Source organism: Paenibacillus paeoniae (assembly GCF_003388735.1).
In the GTDB taxonomy this organism is placed as follows: domain Bacteria; phylum Bacillota; class Bacilli; order Paenibacillales; family Paenibacillaceae; genus Pristimantibacillus; species Pristimantibacillus paeoniae.
The window spans coordinates 1,540,493-1,565,842 of record NZ_QUBQ01000001.1; the positions used below are offsets into that span (position 1 = coordinate 1,540,493).

General features: G+C 49.7%; 23 protein-coding genes. 19 read left to right on the forward strand and 4 right to left on the reverse strand.

Going from position 1 to position 25,350, the window contains the following annotated elements; all coding sequences use genetic code 11:
• The first annotated feature begins 49 nt into the window (after positions 1–49).
• A complete protein-coding gene (locus DX130_RS06920) occupies positions 50–1,009 on the forward strand; it encodes a helix-turn-helix domain-containing protein (protein WP_116043876.1) in 960 nt (319 codons plus the stop codon).
• Positions 1,010–1,114: 105 nt separating this feature from the next.
• Entirely contained in the window at positions 1,115–2,326 is a 1,212-nt protein-coding gene (locus tag DX130_RS06925; protein WP_116043878.1) for an MFS transporter, read from the forward strand.
• Positions 2,327–2,451: 125 nt separating this feature from the next.
• On the opposite strand, the gene DX130_RS26375 is transcribed toward DX130_RS06925, so the two are convergent.
• Positions 2,452–2,598: a hypothetical protein gene (locus DX130_RS26375; RefSeq protein WP_165861184.1), complete on the reverse strand. Its 147-nt coding sequence runs from the start codon at positions 2,596–2,598 to the stop codon at positions 2,452–2,454.
• A 171-nt stretch (positions 2,599–2,769) separates the two neighbouring features.
• Between DX130_RS26375 and DX130_RS06930 the strand changes: the two genes are divergently transcribed.
• The 5 genes from DX130_RS06930 to DX130_RS06950 all read left to right on the forward strand — a co-directional run bounded on the left by DX130_RS06930 (position 2,770) and on the right by DX130_RS06950 (position 10,115).
• Entirely contained in the window at positions 2,770–3,333 is a 564-nt protein-coding gene (locus tag DX130_RS06930; protein WP_116043879.1) for a TetR/AcrR family transcriptional regulator, read from the forward strand.
• 27 nt (positions 3,334–3,360) lie between these two features.
• Positions 3,361–6,609, forward strand: a complete 3,249-nt coding sequence (locus DX130_RS06935) for a bifunctional cytochrome P450/NADPH--P450 reductase (protein ID WP_116043881.1) — start codon at positions 3,361–3,363, stop codon at positions 6,607–6,609.
• A 211-nt stretch (positions 6,610–6,820) separates the two neighbouring features.
• Positions 6,821–7,768: an ABC transporter substrate-binding protein gene (locus DX130_RS06940; RefSeq protein ID WP_116043882.1), complete on the forward strand. Its 948-nt coding sequence runs from the start codon at positions 6,821–6,823 to the stop codon at positions 7,766–7,768.
• Between the two features lie 157 nt (positions 7,769–7,925).
• Positions 7,926–9,602: a helix-turn-helix domain-containing protein gene (locus tag DX130_RS06945; protein ID WP_116043884.1), complete on the forward strand. Its 1,677-nt coding sequence runs from the start codon at positions 7,926–7,928 to the stop codon at positions 9,600–9,602.
• Positions 9,603–9,701: 99 nt separating this feature from the next.
• The gene (locus DX130_RS06950; RefSeq protein ID WP_116043885.1) at positions 9,702–10,115 is read left to right on the forward strand and encodes a TerB family tellurite resistance protein; all 414 of its coding nucleotides are present in this window, start codon (positions 9,702–9,704) and stop codon (positions 10,113–10,115) included.
• A 168-nt stretch (positions 10,116–10,283) separates the two neighbouring features.
• On the opposite strand, the gene DX130_RS26180 is transcribed toward DX130_RS06950, so the two are convergent.
• The 3 genes from DX130_RS26180 to DX130_RS06965 all read right to left on the reverse strand — a co-directional run bounded on the left by DX130_RS26180 (position 10,284) and on the right by DX130_RS06965 (position 12,161).
• Positions 10,284–10,700, reverse strand: coding sequence for a hypothetical protein (locus DX130_RS26180; RefSeq protein ID WP_133297901.1), 417 nt, complete (start codon positions 10,698–10,700; stop codon positions 10,284–10,286).
• A gap of 230 nt (positions 10,701–10,930) precedes the next feature.
• Complete coding sequence (locus DX130_RS06960; protein ID WP_116043889.1) at positions 10,931–11,347, reverse strand: hypothetical protein; 417 nt, start codon at positions 11,345–11,347, stop codon at positions 10,931–10,933.
• 124 nt (positions 11,348–11,471) lie between these two features.
• Positions 11,472–12,161, reverse strand: a complete 690-nt coding sequence (locus tag DX130_RS06965; RefSeq protein WP_116043890.1) for a Crp/Fnr family transcriptional regulator — start codon at positions 12,159–12,161, stop codon at positions 11,472–11,474.
• An 84-nt stretch (positions 12,162–12,245) separates the two neighbouring features.
• Here DX130_RS06965 and DX130_RS06970 point away from each other — a divergent pair, with 84 nt between their 5' ends.
• The 12 genes from DX130_RS06970 (at position 12,246) to DX130_RS07025 (ending at position 25,229) form a co-directional block, all read left to right on the forward strand.
• Positions 12,246–13,001, forward strand: coding sequence for an HAD-IIB family hydrolase (locus DX130_RS06970; RefSeq protein WP_116043892.1), 756 nt, complete (start codon positions 12,246–12,248; stop codon positions 12,999–13,001).
• A gap of 117 nt (positions 13,002–13,118) precedes the next feature.
• Entirely contained in the window at positions 13,119–13,778 is a 660-nt protein-coding gene (locus DX130_RS06975) for a cyclase family protein (protein ID WP_116043894.1), read from the forward strand.
• A 137-nt stretch (positions 13,779–13,915) separates the two neighbouring features.
• Positions 13,916–14,554, forward strand: a complete 639-nt coding sequence (locus tag DX130_RS06980) for an HD domain-containing protein (protein WP_116043896.1) — start codon at positions 13,916–13,918, stop codon at positions 14,552–14,554.
• 96 nt (positions 14,555–14,650) lie between these two features.
• On the forward strand, positions 14,651–15,550 hold the full coding sequence (locus DX130_RS06985) for a LysR family transcriptional regulator (protein ID WP_116043898.1): 900 nt from the start codon (positions 14,651–14,653) through the stop codon (positions 15,548–15,550).
• A 302-nt stretch (positions 15,551–15,852) separates the two neighbouring features.
• Complete coding sequence (locus DX130_RS06990) at positions 15,853–17,202, forward strand: ABC transporter substrate-binding protein (RefSeq protein WP_116043900.1); 1,350 nt, start codon at positions 15,853–15,855, stop codon at positions 17,200–17,202.
• Between the two features lie 123 nt (positions 17,203–17,325).
• Positions 17,326–18,219, forward strand: a complete 894-nt coding sequence (locus DX130_RS06995; protein ID WP_116043902.1) for a carbohydrate ABC transporter permease — start codon at positions 17,326–17,328, stop codon at positions 18,217–18,219.
• A gap of 15 nt (positions 18,220–18,234) precedes the next feature.
• Positions 18,235–19,089, forward strand: a complete 855-nt coding sequence (locus DX130_RS07000) for a carbohydrate ABC transporter permease (protein WP_116043904.1) — start codon at positions 18,235–18,237, stop codon at positions 19,087–19,089.
• Between the two features lie 43 nt (positions 19,090–19,132).
• Positions 19,133–20,707, forward strand: coding sequence for a beta-N-acetylhexosaminidase (gene nagZ, locus DX130_RS07005; protein WP_116043907.1), 1,575 nt, complete (start codon positions 19,133–19,135; stop codon positions 20,705–20,707).
• A 99-nt stretch (positions 20,708–20,806) separates the two neighbouring features.
• On the forward strand, positions 20,807–22,201 hold the full coding sequence (locus DX130_RS07010) for a galactose-binding domain-containing protein (protein WP_165861185.1): 1,395 nt from the start codon (positions 20,807–20,809) through the stop codon (positions 22,199–22,201).
• A gap of 117 nt (positions 22,202–22,318) precedes the next feature.
• The gene (locus DX130_RS07015) at positions 22,319–23,503 is read left to right on the forward strand and encodes an ROK family transcriptional regulator (protein ID WP_116043911.1); all 1,185 of its coding nucleotides are present in this window, start codon (positions 22,319–22,321) and stop codon (positions 23,501–23,503) included.
• 276 nt (positions 23,504–23,779) lie between these two features.
• Positions 23,780–24,184 (forward strand): RrF2 family transcriptional regulator, encoded by a 405-nt coding sequence (locus DX130_RS07020; RefSeq protein WP_116043913.1) that lies wholly within the window; start codon positions 23,780–23,782, stop codon positions 24,182–24,184.
• A gap of 130 nt (positions 24,185–24,314) precedes the next feature.
• Positions 24,315–25,229, forward strand: coding sequence for an NAD(P)/FAD-dependent oxidoreductase (locus tag DX130_RS07025; protein ID WP_116043914.1), 915 nt, complete (start codon positions 24,315–24,317; stop codon positions 25,227–25,229).
• Positions 25,230–25,350 lie beyond the last annotated feature (121 nt).

The following is a 25,350-nucleotide window of genomic DNA, read 5'->3' on the forward strand; positions in this document are numbered from 1 at the left end:
CATATCACTATACATGATCGGGAGCAAAATGAATGGGAGGTGAGTTTATATGAATTCTAGCGCGGTGACCCGCATCTATCAACAATATTTTGAAGAGGCACTGCTCCAGCAGGAGGATGGACGAACTTATCTGTTCCAGAAAAATACGGAACTTGGCGCGGTATACCGTGTCACCACGTATAGCGGCATCGAAATTGTATATTCCGACATACAAGTCGGCAGACCAGGTCCGATTGCCTTCTCGGCAAGCGGACAGATGATCGAGCTTCAATTCACTCTGGCCGGGGAGCGTCAAGCAGAAGTATCGGGTACGGAATATTCTCTTCCAGATGGACAAGGGGCTTTTGTGTTTTTGCAGGACTTTGAGGTTCACTTCCATACGCCCGCCAAAGGGCCGTACGTCACCTTTGCCCTTGGCATTCCGGTAACACTATTCCACTATGCCATACTCCAATTGGCAGCGGATCGCATCAAGAATCTGGAATTCAGACGAATCATCGAAGGGCAGATGCTCAAAGCATATGCTTTTCAGATCGACAGTTATATGCTGGCGATGATTCATGCTTTAATCAATGACCTGAAAGGGCCGCACACCTCTCCATTGCTGCTGGAGGCATCCGCGCTTGAGATGCTGAACAGGCTGCTGCTTCAAGTGTTCGAGCTGACCCCGCTGCCGGAAGGCTTGTCACGTGAGGATGTACGGAAGCTGCATCATGCGCGGGAGGTACTGGAGTCCCGTCTGACTGAGCCGCCTTCGCTGCTGGCGCTCTCCCGAATAATCGGACTGAACGATTTTAAGCTCAAAAAGGGATTCAAGGCGTGCTTCGGCGCGACTGTATTCGATTATTTGCGGGAAGTCCGGTTGAATCGTGCTATGGCTATGCTTCGCAATGAAGAGGCGAATGTTACGAAAGCGGCAGTCACCGTAGGATATAGCAATACCAGCGCATTCGCTGAGCAATTCTGCAAGCGATTTGGCGTGAAGCCCTCTGCCGTTAAAAAGATGTGATAAAATCCGTCTCGCCGTTTTTTTGTCCGTGCTAAGGCGGCAGCGCAGGGCGGGCTTTCCTATAATTCTTCCTGAGAGCAATTATGGCAAAGGAGAATGGGAGTAATGAACAAAATAAAGGGAAGCTTATTTTTCAGTGTATTTGTCGCGATGCTGGGCATGATGCTCATCGCGCCAATTATGCCTCCGCTCATTCGCGAGCTGGGGCTTAGAGAAAGCCATTCCGGTCTGATGATTTCGTTAGGTTCTATAGCGATGGCCGTTATGGCGCCTATATGGGGTAGAATCAGCGATAAGATGGGACGGAAGCCAGTCATTCTGATGGGCTTCGCCGGGATGTCCCTTAGCTGCCTGTTATTCGCGGCCGCACTGTTCGGAGGTTTGAACGGCTGGATGAAGGGAGGCGTTCTGCTTACGCTGCTGATCTTGACGCGCAGTCTGATCGGAGCATTTATTCCCGCAGTCTTATCAGCCTCGCAGGCTTACATGGGGGACATGACCAATGAGAGCGAGCGTGGAGGGGCGATGGCGATCTTAAGCGCGGCGAATGGCATGGGCCTAGTGTTCGGTCCGGCCATAGCGGGAGCCTTTACAGTGATTGGCTTGCTATGGCCGCTTTACTTCGGCATTGTGATAGCAGGCGCTGCGTTCTTCGTTGCGCTGCTGCTGATTCCGGCGGCGAAACCTGGCGTACGCGAGAAGGCAGCCAAGGTTTCGCCGCTGCAGCCGGGACTTCGATTTTATTTGTTGTTTGGTCTTATCACGATGATTGGTATTATGACGATACAGGTCATAGGCGGCTTCTATGTGCAGGACCAGCTTGCATTATCGCCGGAGGGGACTGCGCAGGTCGTGTCATTCGGGCTGATGTGCTCAGGCGTGGCGATGCTCGTGGTGCAGCTCGTCCAAGTGAAATGGCTGAAGTGGCCGCCACAAAAAATGCTGGCTATCGGCTCGATCTTTCTTGTTATCGGCATGCTCGTATTTCTGATATCAGACCGGATGGTGCTGACTATGCTGGCGTTCTTCATCTTCGGGATTGGAGCGGGCTGGATGATGCCGGGTTTTATGGCGGGAGCGTCTCTTGCCGTAGGCCGGGAGCAGCAGGGAGCAGCCGCAGGATTGGTAGGAGTCGTACAGGGCGTAGCTGCGAGCATTACGCCGATTACGATGGCTTCGCTCTATCAGGTCGATAAGTATTTGCCCTTTGCCCTTGTAGCTGTATTAGCGCTCGCAGCGGCTGTCGGTATATTGTGGCTGGCAAGAAAACCTCACGTACCGGCGCTTACTGCAAAAGATGAAGCCGCGGAACAGTAGAGTCTGGAGAAGACTGACAGTTATTCGGAAATAAGAGTGTTCTATAATGGAGCGACATTCACGATGAAGAAGCCTGGACAACAGGCTTCTTTTTACGTCCTCTTTTTAGAAAAAATGGATGAAGTTCATGGAGCAACAATCGCAGGATTGATTCCCGGCGTGGTTCGCAAATGCCATATCCTCAGTTCAACGGAGGTCTCGATATAACCCACGATCTGCTCAAAGGTGAATACATTCAGCTTTTCGTCCAGAAACGATGGCTTGTACGCCATTTACACTTGTTCCTCTAAAATTACATGTCGTCCATGCCCGAATGTTTTTATCGTGTTTGTCACCATCACTAATTGCAGCACAATTTGATTTCAGTTGGAATGTGTATTAAAATACTACCATATGATAGATTAATCTATCAATTTAGATGATCGCCGAAAGAAGGAATTTAGATGGGTCAATCCAGATCAGCAGCGAAGGAAGCCAAGCTTCACGCCATATTGGATGCAGCGACAGAATTGCTGGTAGATAAGCCTACCGCTTCATTAAACGAGATTGCCGAGCATGCAGGCATAGGCATTGCAACCTTGCATCGCTATGTGGAGAGCAGGGATCAGTTGATGCTGCAGCTATGCCTTAGAGTCACCAAGGTTGTAGGAGAGACGATTAAGCGCATTGCCGAGGAAACGGAGGATGAAGAAGCCTACATTCCGGCGCTTGTGGAAGCGTTGGTCCCAATGGGCGACAAAATTCATTATCTGACCCACGAAGCGTCGTTGTACTACAGCGACGAGATGGCAGCTGCCGAGAATGAAATTTTAGAACCAATCCGTTCGTCTATTCGAGCTTTGCAGGAGAAAGGGATCATGCGCCGCGACATGGATTCGGAGTGGATTCTGAACGTGCTGTACTCCTTGCTCATTTTGACGTGGCAGCAGGTCCAGCAAGGAAATATTGCGAAAAATTTTGCAGCCAAATTGGTATTGGACACACTGTATCATGGTGTTCGAACCTAAATTTAATACATCGGAGGGGTGTTCACGATGAAGGAAACCGTCAGAGGGAAGGTTCCCCAGCCCAAAACATTCGGACCGCTCGGCAATTTGCCCCTGATCGATAAGGATAAGCCATCTCTTTCACTCGGCAAGCTGGCGGAGGAGTATGGACCCATTTACCGACTGACCGCGCCGGGTTTCACCAGCCTCGTTATTTCCGGGCATGAGCTGGTTGCGGAAGTATGCGATATTAAGCGGTTCGATAAGCATATCTACAGCGAATTGGAGAATTTGCGCGCCTTCAGTGGCGATGGTCTGTTCACCAGCAGGACGTCCGAGCCGAACTGGCGCAAGGCCCATAACATACTGCTCCCGACCTTCGGCCAGCAAGCGATGAAGGGCTACCATGGCATGATGCTCGATATTGCGCAGCAGTTGGTGCAGAAGTGGGCTCGTTTAAATCCGAACGAGAGCATTGATGTACCCGATGATATGACGCGGTTAACGCTCGATACCATAGGACTCTGCGGCTTCAATTACCGGTTCAACAGCTTCTACCGAGAGCATCACAGTCCGTTTATCGTCAGCATGGTGCGCGCGTTGAACGAAGCGATGCTGAAGAGCTCGCGACTTGATATACAGAACCTATTCATGGTGAAGACGAGAAAACAGTTCGAAGCGGATATTGGGACCATGTTCTCTCTTGTCGATAAGATTATCGAGGAGCGTAAGGCAAGCGCAACGGGAGAGGAAACCGATCTGTTAGCTCGCATGTTGAGAGGCAAGGACCCGGATACTGGGGAGAAGCTCGATGATGAGAACATTCGCTATCAGATTATTACCTTCCTAATCGCGGGACATGAGACGACAAGCGGACTATTGTCATTCGCCATCTATTTTTTGCTGAAAAATCCAGAAGCGTTGCGCAAGGCGTACGAGGAAGTCGACCGGGTACTCACCGGCGCGGTTCCGACGTATGAACAGGTGCTTCAGCTAAAAAATGTGCGAATGATTCTGAATGAATCGCTGCGTCTCTGGCCAACGGCGCCGGGCTTTGATCTCTACGCGAAGGAAGACACCGTCATCGGCGGACAATACCCGCTGAAGAAAGGGGAGAGCGTCAGCGTTCTGCTGCCCCAGCTTCATCGTGACAAGGAGGCTTGGGGCGAGGACGCGGAACTGTTCCGTCCCGAGCGATTCGCTGATCCGTCGAAGGTGCCGCATCATGCGTATAAGCCGTTCGGCAATGGTGAGCGGGCTTGCATCGGCATGCAGTTCGCGTTATATGAGGCTACGCTTGTGCTGGGCATGATTTTACAGCACTTTGAGCTGGATGATTATCTCGATTATCAGTTGGATGTACAGCAGACGCTGACGCTGAAGCCCGGAGATTTCCGCATTCGCGTGAAGCCGCGCCCCGGCAAGCCGTTCTCAGAGCCGGCCTATGCGGGGGCGAAAGCTGAGACTTCAAGTGAGCGAGCGGAGCATGCTATGGAAGAGCGGAATGTACCGCAATCAGGAGTCGTCGCAAGCGGTGGAGAGGGAGTTCCACTGCTAGTGCTGTATGGCTCTAATTTGGGCACAGCAGAAGGAATTGCGAGAGGACTGGCCGATGCGGCTCGCATGTACGGCTTTCGCAGCGATACGGGCACGCTGAATGATTGGGCTGGTAAATTGCCGAAGGAAGGTGCGGTTCTGATCGTAACGGCATCGTATAACGGGAAGCCTCCACATAATGCGGCCGGGTTCGTCGAGTGGCTGGATGAGGCCGCGGTTGGAGAGCTACATGGCGTTCAATATGCTGTACTGGGATGCGGCGACCGGAATTGGTCGAATACGTACCAGAATGTACCTGTATGGATCGATGAACAGCTGGAACGAAAGGGAGCTGCTCGGTTGTCTCCCCGCGGCGAGGCGGATGCGGGCGGAGACTTCGAGAAGTCGGTTGACGAGTGGCGAGAGAGCATGTGGCAGCATGTTACACAGTCATTCGGACTGAAGCTGATGGATAAAGTGGAGTCTGTGCAGGAGACAGGCGGCTTGGACATCACCTTCGTAACAAATGGAGCAATCGAGCCGATTGCGCGGATGTATCATGCAGTCTATGCTAAGACAGTGATGAATCGGGAGCTGCAAGCTGACGGCAGCGGTCGCAGTACGCGTCATATCGAGCTCCAATTGCCCGAAGGCGTATCTTACCGGGAAGGGGATCATCTCGGTGTATTGCCAAGCAATAGTGATGTGAACGTGGATCGGGTTCTCCGCAGATTCCGTCTCCAAGGCAGCGAACAATTGGTGTTGAAGATCAGTGGCAGCAGCTCGGCTCATCTTCCGTTGGAGCGTCCTATTCATCTGCGTGAATTGTTGAAGCACAGTGTGGAGCTGCAAGACGCGGCTACACGTGCACAACTGCGAGCTCTTGCCTCCTGGACGGTCTGCCCGCCGCATAAACGGGAGCTAGAGGGGATGCTCGAAGAGGAGAAGTATGGACGCGACATTCTTGGAAAGCGGATCTCGATGTTGGATCTGCTGGAGCAATATGAAGCGTGCGAGCTGCCCCTCGGTGTATTCCTAGAACTGCTGCCTCCGCTGAAGCCAAGATACTACTCCATCTCCAGTTCGCCTGCGCAGCATCCAGTTCAAGCTAGTCTGACGGTTGCTGTTGTAGATGCGCCTGCTTGGAGCGGCAAAGGACAATATCGCGGAGTAGCTTCTAGCTATCTCTCTGAGCTAAGCGCCGGAGATAAGGTGCTGCTCTTCGCCCGAACGCCTGAATCCGGCTTCCAGCTGCCGGAAGATCCGTCCGTACCGATTGTCATGGTTGGCCCGGGCACGGGAGTGGCTCCATTCCGGGGATTCCTGCAAGCACGGGCGGCGCTTAAGCAGCAGGGCGTATCACTCGGTGAAGCGCATCTGTACTTTGGCTGCCGCAATGCCGCCGACTATCTCTATCGCGAGGAGCTGGAGGCGTATGCTCGTGAAGGGATTGTGACGCTTCACACGGCATACTCCCGTATGGAGGGTCAGCCATTATGCTACGTTCAGCATCTGATGGAGCGGCATGGGGAAGACTTGATGCGCCTATTTGCCAGCGGGGCCAAATTGTTTGTCTGCGGCGATGGCAGCCGGATGGCGCCAGAGGTAGAAGCAGCGCTTCGTGTGGCCTACAGCCAGGTATATAATAAAGATGCTCGAGCAGCGGCTGACTGGTTCAACCGTCTTGAAGAAGAGGGGCGCTATGCCAAGGATGTATGGGCAGGCACGCAAGGGCAGGCAACTACAGCACTTATCACATAATCATGATGTATAGATGGCTGCCTGCGGGCAGCCTTTTTCACCCCCATATGAGGTAGGCGTCAAGCGGCAACGAAGGGATGTTTTTGTAAGAATCGGCAAGCTTTAAAGGGGTTTAGCACAAAATTTTGTATAATCCTCCATTGTTCTCGTCTACATAGGCTTTTATAATGAACTCAAATGAGAAACATTATCAAAAGTTGGAGGGTACTTTATGCTAGCAAGAAATGCACACAAAATGATGCTCGGATTGGTTCTGTCATTCACTCTGGTACTGGGGGCATGCGGCAATGGAGAGAAAAAGGAGTCTGAGGCAAAGTCTGAGACTCGTGTTGTCAGCACAGTAAAGGGGGATGTAGAGATACCGGTTGAGCCTAGGCGGATTGTCGCCTTGTATTACCATCATATCTTGTTGGCTATGGATCTGAAGCCTGTCGGTGCGAATCTGACCTGGTGGGGCGGAAGTCCGTTCTTGGCGGAGCAGGAGAAGGATCTGGCTGACGTTGGCGGTCCTCCTTCGCTGGAAGCGATCGTTGCGCTGAACCCGGACTTGATTATTATGAACAGCAACAATGAAGAAAACTACGAAGAGCTTGCCAAGATCGCACCATCCATCTTGATTCCTTACGATGGCAGCCGCAACGCCTATGATGATGCGAAGCTGGTCGCAGAGGTGCTCGGTAAGCCGGATGCAGCCGAATCGCTGGAGAAGAAGTTCAACGAGAAAGCGGAAGCGGCTCGTAAGCGGATTGAAGGCAAGGTGTCGGAAGATACGACGGCAGCCATCATTCGAATTGAAGGCAAAGGCAGCCAGTTCAGCGTCTTCGGCGACAACTACGGCCGCGGCGGATGGTCCATCTATCATGGCCTGAACCTCAAGATGCCGGACATTATTAAGACCGAGCTTATCGACAGTAAAGCGCAAATCGTACAGCAGCTATCGCTGGAGAGGCTGTCTGAATATATAGCGGATGCCGATTACATCTTCGTATCCAACGAAGGCGAAGGGTTGGATCAGCTGCAAAACAGCGAGGTGTGGAAGTCGCTTCCGGCTGTGAAAAACAATAAGGTGATTGAGCTGGACAAAACCTATTTCTTCTTTGACCCCATCTCGATTGAAGGCCAGCTAGAACTCATCACTGATCTGATTGCAAGTAAGTAGAAAAAACGCATTACTTCCAGAGAAAACCGCCATGTTGGCGGTTTTTTATGTCTCGATTCGTTTGCATTAGAGATTGAAAGATACGGCTCCTTTCGATAAAATAGGGATTGTCGTTGATAATCATTCTCATGATTGGAAAGAGGGTTGAGTTGCAACTATGAACGCTTTCCCTATACCGTTTCGTTCCTGTCTGTTTCATCTGATCGATGTACAGAAGAATCATATGGAGGCTGGCGAGCGTCGAGTCAGTTCCTATGCTCAGCACTATATCATGATAGGCATCGCCGAAGGTGACGGAATTTGGCGAATAGATGGCAGACCTGTCCGCTTGATGAAGGGAGCCGGCTATCTAATTGCCCCCGGATCGGTGTATGAGGTCGAGGATAGCGGCGCTGCGCCACTGGGCTATTACCAGTTGGAATGCTCCATAGAGCTAGCTGCGAGTTTTACGGCAGAGCAGCCGGATACATCGGATACGTCGGATAAGGGGATTCTGCATACCTTATGCGGCAGGCTCCAGGTACAGCCTGTCCAATGGATCTCCATGCTGGAGCAGCTTTATCTGCATCAGCCATCTGCAAGCATGGAGGGAGCGGACTTGCAAGCGTTCCGTCAGCATATCCGGCTACAGGAGCTTCTCTATTATTTATGCGAACAGAACAGCTGGGAGACAGCGGTAGACCCGCGCCGGCTAGTCGATCAGACTATCGCTGAACTTCATACAGACAACGGCAAGAAGTACAGCATTCAGGAATTGGCAGGGCGGGCGAATACGGGCGTACGCCAATATAACAACCTGTTCAAGGAATTGACGGGCCGAAGTCCGCTGGAATATATGACGGAGCTTCATATGAATCAGGCAAAAAAACAGTTATTGATTTCAAACGTGCCGCTTAGCAGCATTGCACGAAGTGCCGGATTTCAGGACGTCTATTATTTCAGCCGCCGCTTTAAGCAGATGGTCGGTTTGTCTCCCAAGCAATATATTCGTCAGCGTCGCAGCGAACTGCGGGTCGTAGCGTTCTATTATGGTGGAATCTTGTTGTCGATGGGTGTGAAGCCTGTCGGCGCCAACTTGACCTGGTGGGGCGGAAGTGCATTTTTGAAGGAAATGGAATCGGACATAACCGATGTTGGGGTTACTCCTTCCTTAGATATGATCGCAGGGCTGGAGCCGGATCTGATTCTGATGAACAGCAATAACTTAGCCGATTATGAGCCGCTGTCGAAGATTGCGCCAGCGGTGATGATTCCGTATGACGGAAATCGAACGGTCTATGATGATATGAGAATCGTAGGCGAATTGATCGGCAGCACACCGAATGTGAATCGTTATATAGCCCGTTTCGAGAGTAAAGCAGCTGCCGCGCGTGCTATGCTCCACGCGGCAAAGGTGGCTGATGAGAGAACCGTGGCGTCGATTATTCGATTCGATGCCAAGGGCGAGAAGTTCGCCGTCTTCGGCAGCAATTACGGCCGGAGCGGCTGGTCGCTCTATAGCGGACTTCATCTCTTGCCTCCGCGTCCGGTCCGGTCTATGATGGAGCACGGCATTCATTTTGAGCAGCACATTCCGATCGATCGGTTGTCGGAGTATGCCGCGGAGTCGGATTACATCTTCGTCATTCATGAGACGGAAGGTACCGAGCATGTGGCGGGATGCGAGATATGGGAGCAGTTGCGGGCGGTCCGTCATGGACGCGTTTTTGAATTGGGGTACGAGCGTTATTCCTATTTTGATCCGATTTCGATAGAAAGTCAGTTAGACTTGCTTACAGCGCTGCTGCTTGGCCAGTCTGAGCTGGCGATGGTTCGATCGTTTTGCACACTGTAAAACTAGTTGAATTCCACTCGCGACTCTACTACACTGAACCTAACTCCCTGTTTCCACTCAATGGACTTGTTAGGGATGTCAGAAGAGGAGTGTGCAGATGTGTTTTTGCAATTTCTTGTAGAACGTGAACATAAGGAAGCCTTTCTTGATCTTGCGCATCGGATTGCTTCATCAGACGGATTCATTAACCGGAATGAGAGAAATTATATTCAAGGTTGGCTGCTTGAGCTTGGACTAGAAGGCTGGACGCCGGAAGCAAGAGCGCACTTGTCGACAGCCGAGCTGATCGGCAACTTACAGGACGATCGCATCAAGCATATCTTTCTTGCCGAGATGCTGCTGCTCATCTTCGCGGACGGCACCTTTAATGACGAGGAGAAGCGAATTGCCGCAGAGATGCAGCAACTATTCGGCTGCGATGACGAGACGTTCGGCAGATTCAGAAGCTGGGTAGAGGAGATGAACACACTTAAAGTTGAAGGGATGAAGCTGGTTCTTGATTTGCCAAGCTAGCCATACGTCTGAATAGGTGCGGCGGTAGAAAGGGACGGCGATGGTCTCATTCTACCGCTGTTTTCGTCCTTTATGTTGCCTATTAAAGTTTGACGTACAAGAAAGAGGCTCCCCTGGACAGGGCAGCCTCTTGAATAGAGCAGCTTAACTTAATTAAACTTAATTTAACTATCCCGCGTAATGGCCCATGTAAACGTATGATGCTCCGTTAGGATGGCTTGTGCCTGTCAATGTAACTTTCAAATAGTAGGTTTCGTTGGCTTGAACGCTAAGACCGTTAGGATGATAATGATTCGGGATCACATTAAAATTGGAATCCAGCACTTCAACTTGTAGCGGACCGCCGTAGTTTGTATAAACTACAGAGAAAATCGCTGTTCCACTTCTGTGAGTCGTAAACTTATGAATCTTCACACCTGGACCCATGGTCCCAATTGTGCCATTGTGAAAAACTACCCCTCCTGCTAATCTATCGCTCACAGTATGCGATGTATCATAATAATACGCTGAAACCTTACCTGCTGGTGTTAAAATACTTAAAGATAGAAGTGCGAAAGCGAGTATAAACGAAAACGTTTTTCTCATAAAACATACCTCATTTCCTAATTAGAATTAGAATCTATCTTTACTTTATATCGTTTTCATATTTATGTAAACGTTTACAGAAAAATAGTTATAATGTTACATCGTTTTACAAATTTCTATCGTTTTACTTCGTGAATGTACCCCCATTTGACGGATTATGTTTGACATACAAGAAAGAGACCGCTCTGGGCAGAGCAGTCTCTTAATAGAAAAGCTTAATTTAAACTTAACTATACCACGTAATGGCCCATGTAAACGTATGATGCTCCGTTAGGATGGCTTGTGCCTGTCAATGTAACTTTCAAATAGTAGGTTTCGTTGGCTTGAACGACAAGCCCGTTAGTATGATAATGATTCGGGATCACATTAAAGTTGGAATCCAGTACTTGAATAAGCAGTGGTCCACCGTAGTTCGTATGAACAACGGAGAAAAGCGCCGTTCCGCTTCTGTGAGTCGTAAACTTATGAATCCTTACGCCAGGGCCGAATGTTCCAATGGAGCCATTGTAGAAAGTAGACCCTCCTACTAATCTATCGCTCATCGTATGCGATGTATCATAATAATACGCAGAAACCTTACTTGTTGGTGTTAAAATACTTAAAGATAGAAGTGCAATAGCAAGTATAAATGTGTACGTTTTCTTCATTAAACCTACCCCTTTTCCTAATTAAAGTTAGAAACTATCCTCACTCTATACGTTTCCTATGTTTATGTAAACGCTTGCAGAAAAGTAGTCATAATGTTACATAGTAAAACAAATTTCTGCAGCCTTACTCGTATCGTAGCCCATTCGAAATGGCGTCCAGCTTCTTCCAGTCCTGAACCGAAATTTTTTTCTTTTCTTTCATGATGACGCCAATCTTGCTGAGGCTCGTCACAACACGGTTGAGATGACGGGGCGTCGTTCCAATCAAAGAAGCGATTTCGGCAATGTGAGGGGTTTGAATTTCCTTGCCAAAAGGGTGTTGGAGACGGGTCGATAGAAGATAGCTGGCAAATCGTTCTTCTACGGATGCTAATAGATTAATTCTGGATGCCGTCGTACATGTGAGAAGCTTATAGGAAAGATGTCGCAGCAGCTCATGCAGCAACGGGATATTATGCCGCAGCTCTGATTCAATGGCACGTTTGTTTACAAATAAGAAAGCGGAAGCTTCTATCGCTTCGACCTGGGATTGAATGGCTACTTTCTGAATAAGCTCAACATCTCCGAAGACAGACAACGGCCCGCAAAACCGCAATAGCAACGCCTTTCCAGTTGTTACGCTGGAGGAGACCTTTGTTCTTCCAGCTACCTGAAAATAGAGACCGTCCAATTCATCGCCTTCATGGAGAACGACTTCATCTTGTTCATAATAGCGCAGCTGAATAGGGAGCGAGTCGGATGGAGAAAGCAGCTGCTCTAGCTGAAACTGTTGAATATAGGATAGAATTTGTTGTGGATCAACGCTGGTTTTCATGATTTTCCTCCGGTTTTGGACATCTGTCCTTTTTATTATACTTGGAATTGATAAGATTAGAAAAAAAATAAGGAGCAAGACATCATGAAGATTGTATTCGATTTGGATGGAACCATCTGTTTTTCCGGAAGACCATTAAGTCCAAACATGATTCAAGCACTAGAGTTCCTTGAAAGTCATGGGTTTAATATTGTATTTGCGTCTGCTAGACCTATTCGCGACTTGCTGCCGATTCTGCCTGTACATATGCGTCATTATCCTATGGTAGGCGGCAACGGCGCTTTCGTAGCGGCGGAAGGCAAGTTGATTTCTATATCTCCATTTGATAAAGAGACGCTAGAGCAGCTCATTCCCTTGATTATGAAGGTTGAAGCTGAATATTTGATGGACGGCAGATGGGACTATGCTTATTCGGGAGAAGACACGCATCTGATTCGGCGTAATCTGGACCCCGAAGGGAAAGCTCGAAATCTACCGTATGATCAGCTAAATGAAATTGTGAAGATGGTCGTATTGCGTTGTCTTGATTCGGACCAATTGCACGAGGAATTGCAAAAGCTGCCTGTCGTAACCTATATGCACGGCTCTGAAGACATCATCGACATCAGTCCTAGGGGAGTTAGCAAGTGGACGGGGCTTCAAGCTTTGGGTGTACGCCCGCAGGAATTTATCGCCTTTGGCAACGATGCTAATGACATCTCGATGTTCCAGCAAGCTATCCACTCCATATGCGTCGGCGAGCATCCTGAATTAGGGCAGATGGCGAGTGAGCAAGTCATGAACGTGGAAGAACTGGTAATCGAGAAAATAAGAGAATTGGCGAGTTCGCGAACGCTATAAACGCTATAATCGATAGATGATTTCTATGAAAGGATAGAAAGCGCAGCATTGATTTTATGGCCGACAATCGCAATACTTAAGATCAGACAAGCAATACCATAATCGGGAGGCAATGGGATGGGGAAATGGATTGATTTGAGCCATGTGATTGAAGACGGGTTAGTGACGTACAAAGGACTTCCGGCGCCTGTTATTTGCGATTATTTGAGCAGGGAAGCTTCCAGGGGAATGTATGAAGAGGGCACTGAGTTCCAAATCGGAAAGATTGAGATGGTATCCAATACGGGTACGTACATCGATACGCCATTCCATCGTTATGCAGATGGCAAGGACTTGTCGGAGATGGAGCTGGAATCCTTTGCTGGATTGGATGCCATCGTCATACGAGCTGCGGAGGCTGGATCGGCAATTGGTGAGCAGACCTTCCACGGGGCTGAGGTGCGGGGGAAGGCGGTACTGATTCATACGGGCTGGGATCGTCATTGGAATACGGAGTCTTACTTCGTGAACGCCCCCCATTTGACGGAAGGTGCGGCTCGTTATTTGTTGGAGCAAGGAGCGGTGCTGGTGGGGATCGATTCCTTCAACATCGACGATACCTCGGGCAAAGCGCGTCCTGTTCATTCTGTCTTGCTCAAAGCCGGCATCCCAATCGTCGAGCATTTGTGCAATTTGCAGCAATTGCCTGATTCAGGCTTTAACTTTCATGCTGTTCCGCCTAAAATCAAAGGAGTGGGGACGTTCCCCGTTCGAGCTTGTGCAGAACTTCGATTCTAATCCGTTTTGAATATGAAGTGTGTGTTTAGTATGCACATCATCTATCCTAATCATAGAAACGATAACATTGATCTATCATTCCAGCCTGGATACAATCAAGATGCAACAGATTGAATCCATAAGGAGGCTGGACTACAATGAACAAGCTTGTCGCCGATATTCGAATTCCGGACAGTAAGCTTGCGGTTGGAGCAGCAGAATTACTGCGTGAGCACGGCAATGATCTATTATGGAATCACTCGCATCGCGTATTCCTGTTCGGGGCGTTGCAAGGGAAGCATGCAGGCGTGACGTTCGATTCAGAGCTGCTGTACATTAGCGCTTTGTTCCACGACTTGGGCCTGACGAAGACGTACAGCAGTCCGGACCAACGCTTCGAGGTCGACGGCGCTAACGCGGCGCGAAGCTATCTCCAGTCGCATGGTGTTCCGCAGGAGTCCATTCGTCTGGTGTGGGATGCCGTCGCGCTGCATACGACCATCGGCATTGCGCAGTATAAGGAGCCAGAGGTAGCGCTTATCTACTCCGGTGTCGGGTATGATGTCATGGGCGAGAACTTCGACAGCCTGACGGAAGAGATACGCTCGCAGGTAGTAACGGCGTATCCGCGAGACAACTTCAAGAACAAGATATTGCCTGCGTTTCTGGAAGGGTTCAAGCATAAGCCGGAGACGACCTTCGGCAATATTAAAGCCGATGTAAGCGCTATGCTGCTGCCGGGCTTTGAGCGGAAAAACTTTTGCGAGTGCGTGTTGCATTCACCCTGGAAGGAATAAGGATAAGACCAGAAATAACATCCAAAGCGTTGGGTGTTATTTCTGGTTTCGTCATTGAAATGTGTAAACAGCGGGGATTGCAGGAGGAGCAGAGCGATGGAGATTAGACAACTGGAATACTTTATGGCGGTGGCCAAGGAGCTTCATTTTACACGGGCATCTGAGCTGCTGGGTGTCACTCAGCCAACGTTAAGCCATCAGATCAAGGCGCTGGAGAATGAGATCGGGATGCCGCTCTTCGACAGGATCGGGAGGCGGACATCGCTGACGGAAGCGGGCCATATCTTGTTCAAGCATGGCAATCAAATCTTTCAAAGCATAGCAAGCGCCAAGCAAGAGCTGCAGGAATTGCAAGCGGCGAGATTCGGGAAGCTGTCGATCGGGGTATTGCCGGGTGAGCTGAATCGACTCCTCTCTACGCTTCTATTAGCCTTTCACCAGCAGTACCCGGATATTGAGATACGTATGATCGGCAGAGACGATGTGGTAAGCGGCATTATACACAATGAAATCGACATTGCGTTAACGATTGTATCGGTGTCTGATGATCGGCTGACGATTGTTCCTCTGTATGAGGAGGAGTTGTATTTGGCCGTTTCCGACCAGCATCCGCTGGCCAAGATGGTATCCGTTCCGTTGGCGCAGGTGAAGGACGAGCCGTTTATCGTCTTTCCCAAGGCCTATCAGTGCCGTATTCAGATTGATGCTGCGTTCAAGCTGATCGATGCGCCGCTGCGTCCGATGATCGAGACCGATGCAACGGAATCGATCCTGAATTTGGTACAGGGGGGAGCGGGGGTATCGATTCTGTCGAAGACGCTGCTGCATATGTGGAAGAGCGACCGGATCGTTATGGTGAGAATCGATAATCCGCCCCTTCGCAGGGAGATTGGACTGGTCTACCATAAGGAGAAGTATATCGGCTACGCCGCTCAGCAATTTATCCGCTTACTGCGGGAGACGATTATGGATCAAGGGTTGGCTGCAAAACGATAAACTTATTAATGTAATTAATCATTAATGTAGTTATGTATAGCTCATTGGCGTGCAAAGCATGGATTACATGCCGTATCGAAGAGGTTGGTTCAGGGAAGTTGTCCTGTACCAACCTCTTTTTTGTACGTTCGGATACGTTAAATTCTGTTATTGACAAGGTACGGAAATTGCTCTTATTATTTAATTAGTCCAGTGGACAAAATAATTAATTGGCCGTATAAATCTCGCAAAAGGAGGGCAGCTGTTTTTAGTTCATTCAAGCTTGCAGATCATACGAAGAAGATACAAGAGGAGAGGTCGCTATGAAAAAAACGAAGCTTGCAGCAATGCTTGTCGCCTGTTTTATGTTGCTTACCGTTATGGGCTGCGGCGCAAAGTCTGGCAGTGAAACAGGCGGCAACGCCACGAATGCTCCGACTGCTACGCCTGCTCAATCGAAGGAGCCCGCCCAAGAAGGGTTGACGGGAGAATTTGAAATTCAATATTTTGTAGGCGGTTACGGAGATGCTTGGTGGCTAGAGACGATTGAGCAATTCCAGCAGGCTAATCCTAAGCTGAACATTAAGCAATCTGCTGGAGCCGTTATTAACGATCAGATGAAGCCGCGCTGGATTCAAGGCGATCCGCCTGATGTCGTCTATATCGATGGTGCTGGCTCCAATCCTAGACAGATGATCGAAGACGATCAGCTTCTCGATATTACGGAATGGATTCAGGAGGCCAAAAACGCCAACAGCGAGCGATTGCTGGATGTGCTGATTTCGCAGCCTGAGGTATACGGTGGCAAGGTCTACAACCTCCCGCTTGTATTCGGGGCATATGGCAACTTCTATGATCAAGCGCTGTTTGAGAAGAACGGCTGGAAGGTGCCAACGGACTACAACAGCTTCCTTGCGCTTAGCGAAGAGATCAAGGCATCTGGCATCAGCCCTTACGTTCATACAGGTGTCTACCCTGAATATATTCATGGCGGCTTCCTGTTCCCGGCTATTATATCCGCTAATGGTGACAACACGAACATCTTGGTTGATATGGGCGAGATGAAGGAAGGCGTCTTCCAGAGCGAGCCTATACTGAAGGCGCTTGAGAAGCTCAGCGAGATCAGCAGCCTGGGGTACATCGACAAAGCTTCGTCGGCGCTGAATCATACGGATTCGCAAATGCTGTTCTTGCAGCATCAGTCGGCCTTTATTCCGAACGGACTGTGGCTGGAGAGCGAGATGAAAAACGATACGCCTGAGGATTTCAAATTTGCTTATATTCCGTCCGTGACACAATCGAACGGGGGCAAATATGTAGCTATTCCTTATACGGCTACTGTGGCAATCGCGAAAAAGGCGAAAAACGTGGAAGCTGCAAAAGCCTTTATCGAGTTTGCATTCACGAAGCAGCATTCGCTTAACTTTGCAGAGAAGACAGGAGCGCTTATGAACGTAAAGGCCGACCTGGAATCTTCGACAGCAAGCGATGTAGTGAAAGGCGCAATGAACTTCTACAGCGACGGCAGCACATTGGTGGCTCCGGTCGTTGAGTTTAATCCGGATGTGAAGACGGAGATGAACAATGCGACAGTAGCCTTGACTCTGGGCAAAATTACGCCGCAGCAATGGGGCGAGCGGGTAGAAGCCGCAGCAGCCAAAGCTCGCAAATAGATCGCTTATCCTGATAAATGGATCGTTGCCGGATAGCTTGCGGCACATCCCCGTGAATCGTGCGGGCGGCTATCCGGCTCCGGTCGGGATATGGATATGAATTTGATACAAGGAAGGATCAGAATGATCAATACGAACAAGAGAACATGGTTTATTCTTTCATTTCTTTTCCCTACATTTTTATTTTTCACCGTATTCACCATTTATCCGATTGCGCGAGGCATGTATATTTCTTTGTTTGACTGGTCGGGAAGCTCGGAATTTATGACGTATGTCGGATTTCATAATTTTGTGGAGCTTGCGAAGGATTCGATTCTGTGGAAGGCAGTTGCCAACGATTATTTTCTGGTTGCGGGCAAAGTCATCGGCATTGTCGTACTGGCTACTTTTTTTGCCGTAGCGGTTACGCGGTTCAAGATTCGCGGCGCAAAGTTTTATCGCATCATCTTTTTTATGCCGAACATCATCTCGGTCGTGGTTATCGGGGTGCTTTGGCGGTTTATCTATAATCCGAATATCGGCATTTTGAACTCGCTGCTTTCGATCTTTACGGAAGAGCCGGTAAGGACGCCGTGGCTCGGTCAGGCCGGTACTGCGCTATGGTCCATTCTGTGGCCTTCGATTTGGGCGGGGGTTGGCTTTTATTTTCTGCTCCTGGTCGCTGCCATTCTGAACATTCCGGCATCGTTGTACGAGGCAGCGGAGATGGATGGGGCGTCGGAGGGGCGTCAGTTCTGGTCGATTACGGTGCCGCTTATTTGGGAGCAGATCAAAGTCAGTATTCTTCATATTGCCATAACAACGCTGAACGGCTCGTTCGTCATGGTATGGATTATGACAGAGGGCGGACCGGATAATGCTACGCAGGTCATGGGCTCTTATTTGTATCAAATGGGCTTTAAACAGTTTCATATGGGATACGCCTCGGCAATTGGCGTCATGATTCTCGTGATATCCCTAATTACAACGTTGGTTCTTCAGCGGTTGCTGCGCCGTGATGAGACACAACTGTCCTAGGAGGATGCAGCCAAGATGAACCTTATTACAACCAAGCGTAACCATCGTTTCTTGAAGCTTTTATCGCAATTCATTCTGCTGCTGTGGACGACAGCCATATTGTACCCGCTGCTATGGACGGCTCTCGGCGCTCTGAAGAACAATAAGCAGTTCATGCTGGAGAAGCCGTGGGCACTGCCTAAGCTGCCTTTGCTATGGAGCAACTTTGCGGATGTATGGAATCGGTATCATTTCAATGAATACTTTCTGAACTCCCTTATTGTTACGGTAGTCAGCACTTTTCTTGCAATCTTGCTATCGGCGACTACGGCTTATATATTGGCCCGTTTCGCTTTCAAGGGCAGTCAGGTGCTGTTTTATGTGTACTTATCAGCGATGATGATCCCCATGATTTTGGGACTGGTACCGTTATTTTTTCTTCTGAATGACATGGGGTTAATTAATAAACTTGGCGGGCTCATTATTGTGTATACCGCTTGGGCGCTGCCCTTTAGCGTCTTCGTCATGGTGAGTTTTTTCAAAAGCTTGCCGAAAGAATTGGAGGAAGCGGCTTATATCGATGGAGCCGGCTACAATCGGACCTTCTTTCAAGTCATGTTCCCCCTAGCGCGATCCGGCGTGATTACGATCGGCATTATGAATGCGCTGAATACGTGGAATGAATATTTGATGGGCACGGTGTTTGTGAATGATCCTGGGAAGTATACAGTGCCCGTCGGAATCGCCGTCATGCAGGCGGAGATGCAATTCCGCACGGAATGGGGGCCTCTATTCGCAGGATTATTATTGTCTATGCTTCCGGTTATGGTGATGTACGTACTGTTCCAGCGTCATATCGTGGCCGGTGTAACATCAGGCGCGGTGAAGTAAGGAGATACAAGAACGGCAAAGATAGAGAGAGAGGATGGAGTGTATGGAAACGGCTGAACGGGTTGAACAACCCTCTGGCAAAAACAGATTGAGCCTCGAAGAGAAGGTTGCGCGCATGTGTGTAATTGGCGTACCGAGCACTCGGATAGACGCGGAGACGACGGAGAGATTCGTTGCAATGCCTTTTGGCGGACTTGGAATCTTTCCTCATAATATCGAATCGGAAGCGCAGCTAGAGAATTGGGTTGCGTCGGCTGATCGGTTGACGGCTGCCAAACATGAAGCAAAGCCATATTACCTGTCAATCGATGAAGAGGGCGGGAGCCTATCCAATATGAAGGCATTTTTCCCCTATGTGCCTAGCAACCGGGCTGTTGGACTGGCAGAGAGCGAGCGTATCGCTCATGAGCATGGGAAGCTGATTGGCAGCCAATTGTATTCAATCGGTATACCGATGAATTGGGCGCCTGTGCTGGATGTGAATACGAGCATTGACAATCCGGTGGTCGGCATACGGTCGTTCGGCGAGGATTCAGACACGGTCGCACGCTTGGGCGCTGCCTATATTGCGGGCATGCATGAGGCGGGAGTGGCTTGCACAGCCAAGCATTTTCCCGGCCACGGACAAGTTAGCGGGGATTCTCATATCGAGCTGCAAACCTGTGAACTGGACATTGAAGAGCTGATTGCGGGACCGCTAATCCCGTTCCGGAAAGCCATTGATGCGGGAGTCGATTCAATCATGCTGGCTCATATCGTGTTCCCTAATATCCCGGAATCGCAAGGATGGCCAGCTTCGCTCAGCCGTTACTTCGCCACGGAACTGCTGCGGGACAAGTTGGGCTTCCAAGGTGTCATCTGCACCGATGATATCGAGATGGGTGCCATTAAGAACAATTACGAGCCTGCCGAGATTGGAGTAATGGCTGTCTTGGCCGGCAATGACATGATTGTAATGTGCCATACGCCGCACTTTCAGAATGATGTGATGTCTGGAATCGTGAGAGCGGTTAGAGATGGTGTAATTCCGGAGGAGCGGATTGACGAATCGATAACCAGAATCGAAGAACTGCAAGCCAGGATGGCCGCTTACCGCGCATCGGCATCGCCTGTTCCGCGAGAGCAGTGGAAGGAACGCATCCTTGCGCTCGCCAGGGAGACGGTGAAGCTGGCGGTTGATCCACAGCAGATGGTTCCTTTGCTGAAGAGCAAGCGTTACTTGCTCGTCGTTCCGAAGCTGGAGAGACAAAGCAAAGCGGACAATTCGGATGGCAAGGGACTGCCACTTGCTGGATTGTTGGCCGACCGCGGCATTCACTTGACAGAGATCTCCATATCGCAAAATCCGGATGTGAATGAACAGAAACGGGTTGCCGATCATGCGGCAGGTTTTGATGCTGTCATACAGGGAACGATTAATGCGCATTTGTTCGAAGGACAAGCACAGCTAGCTCATACGCTGGCGCAGCATAAGCCGTTGCTTGCAGTCATTCTCCGTAATCCTTATGACACAGGAGTACTGCCGGAGCAAGCAAGCCAGGCGCTGCTGTGTTCTACCTCGGATTATTCGCTAATCGCACTGGCTGAACGGCTTGTACCGAGAGGGGGGATTGCATGAGAGTGAGGTAAGCCAGGGCATGGAGCACGGCATCACGAATTGCAGATGCAAGTGGATTCAACTGTTGTAAAACCTACACTTTCGAAAGGCGGTTGTGCAATGTTAAGTTGGAACACTCGATGGAGCGTTAGAAGATGGAGTCTGATGGTGCTGGTGATGAGCTTGCTGCTGCTTGGGACGCCGATTTACAAAGAGGTATCTTATGCAGCGCCGAGCAATCTGGCAGCTGGCAAATCCGTAACGGCAAGCCAGCCGATCACGGGAAGTCCTTCGATTGTGACGGACGGCAACAAAAGCAGCGATAATTATGTAGGCGTGACCGAGAACCTGCAATGGATACAGATCGATTTGGGACAAAGCTACTCGTTAAATCAGGTGAAACTGTGGCATTACTTTGCAGACGGCAGAACGTATCGCGACGTTATAGTTCGCTTGTCTAACGACGCCAGCTTCAGCGGCGGAGTCACGACGGTATTCAACAATGATACCAACAACAGCGCAGGACTAGGCTTCGGCAGCCATGCAGAATACAGCGAGAGCAGTGCCGGAAAAACGATCGACTTCTCTGCCGTCAATGCCAGATATGTTCGGCTGTATTCGAACGGCAGCAGTGCCAACATCTACAATCATTACGTTGAAGTAGAGGTTTGGGGCGAGGGCTCAGGCGGCGTTACGCCTCCAGTCGTTACGCATGCACTGTTCAATGACTTCAATTATTCGGGGCCGTTTGACTCTAATATCGGACTTCATAACTGGGTAATCCGTACAGGGTCAGGAGCTCCAGGTCCGGTTGGTACGTCCTGGTCCGCCAGCAATATTTCGTTCCATGACGACGCCTCGCTTGCAAGCAACAGGATTATGCGTCTGAAGGCGAGCACGAACGGTACGGGAGCGGGCACCAGCCAGGCAGAGATCTATACCTCCTCCATGAAATTTAGGGAAGGCACCTATGCGGCGCGAGTACGCTTCACCGATGCTCCCATCTCAGGGCCGGATGGCGACGGTATTGTAGAGACGTTCTTTACGATCTCCGCGCTGCGCTATGATAACGATCCGTTGTACAGCGAGCTTGACTTCGAATTGTTAGCCAATGGCGGATGGGGCGTCTCGCAGCCAGCGATGTGGAATACATCCTGGTACACGTACAGCAACAGTCCGTGGAGCAAAGACAATCTGTATTCCGCGCATGTGGGCAACTACACAGGCTGGCATACACTGGTCATGGTCGTCTCCGGGGGCGAAGTGAAATATTACTTGGACGGCAGTCTGCTGTCCACGCACGGCGGCAAATATTATCCGAGAACCAATATGTCGATCAACTTCAACCTCTGGTTTATGGCAGAGCAACTGATGGGCACTTCGACACCGAGAACGTATGAGATGGACGTAGATTGGGTCTATCATGCCAAAAACACGGCTCTGACGCCGGCACAGGTGCAGGCAGTGGTGCAAAACTACCGAAATCTGTCCATTCGGCAAGCGGATAATATTTAGTTAGCTGTAAGAAGGGGGGAGCCGATTCAACTCCCCTTCCCTGAGGATACGCTATGTCTGGCCCGTCTATTATGCTAAAATATAGGAAACACGCAGTCGGTGAAAGGATAGGTTTGGGTGCAGGTGAAAGGCAATCTTCAGCTTATGAAAGAAATTAATATGGCGACGATTCTGAATCTGCTCCATCGCGAAGGCATGCGGACGAGGGCGGAACTAACAACATTGACGAGGCTGAGCGCTACGACGGTGTCCGCGCTTATCGAAGAGCTGATTCAGTTGAAGCTGGTAGAAGAACTGGGTGAGAAGCAGACGACAGGTGTCGGCAGAAGAGCGATTTCGCTGCAAATCAACAAGGATGGCGGCTATGTCATCGGACTGTCTTTCGGCAATCAATATTTGAGATGCGCGATCATGAATTTGCATGGCCAATGTATTGCGGAATACAAGACGGAGATCGAGAAGGGCAATGAGGGGATCGCCTCTCAAATCGACGAGGCGCTTGACCACTGCATACGGCATGCGGCTGGTGTCGATTTGTCGCTTATAAAAGGAATTGGCGTTTCTACACCCGGCATTATTGATTCAAGCGGCGAGACCGTACTTGTGTCCCGTTACTTGCAATTAAAGCAGTTTAACGTAAAGACGCATATTGCGAGATCCTACCCGAATATTCCAGTGAAGCTGGTGAACGACTCTAATGCGGCTGCATTTGCAGAGTTTTATTCCGGTGCGGCCAAGGGAATCAGCAACATTGTCTATTTGACTATTAATGAAGGTATCGGCTCAGGCATTATTATCGATTCAGCTATTTATGCAGGATATCAGGGTACAGCTGGCGAGATAGGGCATATCCCGGTCGATCCCGGCGGCGAGAAGTGTACATGCGGAGCGGTTGGCTGTATTGAGACCGTATTGACGAGCCCTTATATATTGAAGAAAAGCCAGACCTTAGCTCAAAAGCGCGAGGTTACAGTCCCGGCTACGTTCGACGACGTGATGGAGCGCTACAATGCTGGCGAGGAATGGCTAAAGCCGATCTTCGATAAGGTGCAGTATGTGACAACCTTTATGCTGGCTAGCGCAGGCAACTTTGTCAGTCCAGAGGTGATCATCATAGAAGGGTGGATGAATAGCTCGCCGCGATTCATGAGTGGGGTGAAAGAGGCGATGGAGGCATTCCCGTTCCCGCTGCCGTTCCGTCAGGAGCGCATCATTCCGGCTTCCTTCGGCGACAAAGGCTCTCTCCAAGGCGCAGCTACGCTTATGCTGCAGCAAATATTCAGTGCATCGGTTCTAAAATAGGGAACTCATCTCCATAGTGCCCTCTTCAAAGCAGACCAGCGTCCTTAATCGAGACAGCACGTTTAATGAAAATAGCGTCAAACTAAAAGGCATAGCGGTACTAGGGAGGTCATCCCAGTACCGCTATTTCTATTTCTGGATCGATTGCCGCTTGTTTGAGCAAAAGATGGGCAAGTCAAACGTAATGGGATCAATCGAAAGGGAAAGGTTGACACTGTAATAAATCAAAGTTATTATAGACACATGAAGTCTTTGATTGGATGAAGGGTGAGACTTATGAAATATTCCAAAGCAACGAATTATGCGCTCCATACGATGATGTATATGATTGCGATTGAGCCGAACAGTCCGTTAGGCGTACAGCAGCTTGCCGACAAACAAGGCGTATCGCCTACTTATCTCTCGAAGATATTGACCAAGCTAGTGAAAGCGGGCTTAATTGAATCGGCATCGGGAGCACATGGCGGATACAGATTGAAAGGCAAGCGGGAGGATATCTCGTTTCTGGATATCATTCATGCTGTAGAAGGCACCGCATCCTTATTCGAATGCTGCGGCAGCGAAGATTCCAAATGCTTGATTCATGGGGTTATGCTGGAGGCTGAAGAAGGTATGGAGCAACATCTGAAAAACACGAAAATGATCGATGTCGCAAGGAAACGATTCAGCGGCATTTCATGATGCTAAGCGAAATTTATGCCAACATCAACCGGCATTGGCCCATGTATGAGGGTCATTGCCACTTATTTGATTTAATTATAGACATAAAATATCTACAAAGTCTTTCAATCGAAAATATGGAGGAATGATGATGATGACAAATTATGATTGTGCAATAGTAGGCGGCGGCCCTGCCGGATTAAATGCTGCGTTGGTGCTTGGCCGAGCGAGGAAGAGCGTAGCGCTTCTTGATAACAGCAAGCCTAGAAACGGCGTAACGCATGCTTCTCATGGCTTTATTACACGAGATGGCGTTACACCGGCCGAATTTCGCCGCATCGCTTATGAAGAAGTGTTGAGTTATCCGACGGTTCGTCATTGGCAGGATGAGGCAACACGAATGGAGAAGGACGCGCATGGCTTTGTCATTCACACATCCTCAGGCGAGCAGCTGCATGCGCGCAAGGTCATTCTCGCTGGCGGCTTGAAGGAAATATTGCCCGAAATTGAAGGCATACTTGATCTGTATGGGAAAAGTCTGTTCAATTGTCCGTTCTGTGATGGTTGGGAGCTTCGGGATCAGCCGTTGGTGGTCATTTCTGAGATGTCAGACTTGCATCATAAGGCGAAGCTGCTGCTGAGCTGGAGTCAAGATTTGGTTCTTTGTACGAATGGACGTGGTCAATTAAATGCTGAGCAACGGGAGGAAATTACGGCAAAAGGAATTCAGATTATCGATACGCCGATTGCAGCATTAACCGGACAGGACGGCAGGCTGGAGCAAGTGCGCTTTGCGGACGGGACGGCAATCGCTCGCAGCGGAGGTTTTATATCTCCTGTTATGGTGCCGCATGTGCAATTTGACGATACGCTAGGTTATGACACGACCGCAAGCGGCGGCATAGTGACCGATGAGATGGGCAGGAGCACGATGCATGGGATATATGCTGCAGGAGACTCCGCATATGTCATGCCGTCACAGTTGATTTACGCCGCAGCATCAGGCAGTAAATCGGCAATAGCTGTAGTCGCAGACTTGACAGAAGAAGACTGGCAGACTAAGTAACGTAGTGGCAACTGCCACACAACCAACATCTGTTGAAAACCATCAACCTTGTGGAGCTGGCTAACGTAAAGGAGATTAAAAATGAACATAAAGCACCGATCTATAACGCCGTTGAGCAGCA

Excerpts from the sequence above, each read along its gene's own strand:
- DX130_RS07010 (WP_165861185.1), top strand. The coding sequence starts at position 20,807 with ATGTTAAGTTGGAACACTCGATGGAGCGTTAGAAGATGGAGTCTGATG.
- DX130_RS06925 (WP_116043878.1), top strand. The coding sequence starts at position 1,115 with ATGAACAAAATAAAGGGAAGCTTATTTTTCAGTGTATTTGTCGCGATG.
- DX130_RS06930 (WP_116043879.1), top strand. The coding sequence starts at position 2,770 with ATGGGTCAATCCAGATCAGCAGCGAAGGAAGCCAAGCTTCACGCCATA.
- DX130_RS06970 (WP_116043892.1), top strand. The coding sequence starts at position 12,246 with ATGAAGATTGTATTCGATTTGGATGGAACCATCTGTTTTTCCGGAAGA.
- DX130_RS06965 (WP_116043890.1), bottom strand. The coding sequence starts at position 12,161 with ATGAAAACCAGCGTTGATCCACAACAAATTCTATCCTATATTCAACAG.
- DX130_RS06920 (WP_116043876.1), top strand. The coding sequence starts at position 50 with ATGAATTCTAGCGCGGTGACCCGCATCTATCAACAATATTTTGAAGAG.
- DX130_RS06940 (WP_116043882.1), top strand. The coding sequence starts at position 6,821 with ATGCTAGCAAGAAATGCACACAAAATGATGCTCGGATTGGTTCTGTCA.
- DX130_RS06935 (WP_116043881.1), top strand. The coding sequence starts at position 3,361 with ATGAAGGAAACCGTCAGAGGGAAGGTTCCCCAGCCCAAAACATTCGGA.
- nagZ (WP_116043907.1), top strand. The coding sequence starts at position 19,133 with ATGGAAACGGCTGAACGGGTTGAACAACCCTCTGGCAAAAACAGATTG.
- DX130_RS06945 (WP_116043884.1), top strand. The coding sequence starts at position 7,926 with ATGAACGCTTTCCCTATACCGTTTCGTTCCTGTCTGTTTCATCTGATC.
- DX130_RS07000 (WP_116043904.1), top strand. The coding sequence starts at position 18,235 with ATGAACCTTATTACAACCAAGCGTAACCATCGTTTCTTGAAGCTTTTA.
- DX130_RS06960 (WP_116043889.1), bottom strand. The coding sequence starts at position 11,347 with ATGAAGAAAACGTACACATTTATACTTGCTATTGCACTTCTATCTTTA.
- DX130_RS06975 (WP_116043894.1), top strand. The coding sequence starts at position 13,119 with ATGGGGAAATGGATTGATTTGAGCCATGTGATTGAAGACGGGTTAGTG.
- DX130_RS07025 (WP_116043914.1), top strand. The coding sequence starts at position 24,315 with ATGATGACAAATTATGATTGTGCAATAGTAGGCGGCGGCCCTGCCGGA.
- DX130_RS26180 (WP_133297901.1), bottom strand. The coding sequence starts at position 10,700 with ATGAGAAAAACGTTTTCGTTTATACTCGCTTTCGCACTTCTATCTTTA.
- DX130_RS06980 (WP_116043896.1), top strand. The coding sequence starts at position 13,916 with ATGAACAAGCTTGTCGCCGATATTCGAATTCCGGACAGTAAGCTTGCG.
- DX130_RS07020 (WP_116043913.1), top strand. The coding sequence starts at position 23,780 with ATGAAATATTCCAAAGCAACGAATTATGCGCTCCATACGATGATGTAT.
- DX130_RS06985 (WP_116043898.1), top strand. The coding sequence starts at position 14,651 with ATGGAGATTAGACAACTGGAATACTTTATGGCGGTGGCCAAGGAGCTT.
- DX130_RS06995 (WP_116043902.1), top strand. The coding sequence starts at position 17,326 with ATGATCAATACGAACAAGAGAACATGGTTTATTCTTTCATTTCTTTTC.
- DX130_RS26375 (WP_165861184.1), bottom strand. The coding sequence starts at position 2,598 with ATGGCGTACAAGCCATCGTTTCTGGACGAAAAGCTGAATGTATTCACC.
- DX130_RS06990 (WP_116043900.1), top strand. The coding sequence starts at position 15,853 with ATGAAAAAAACGAAGCTTGCAGCAATGCTTGTCGCCTGTTTTATGTTG.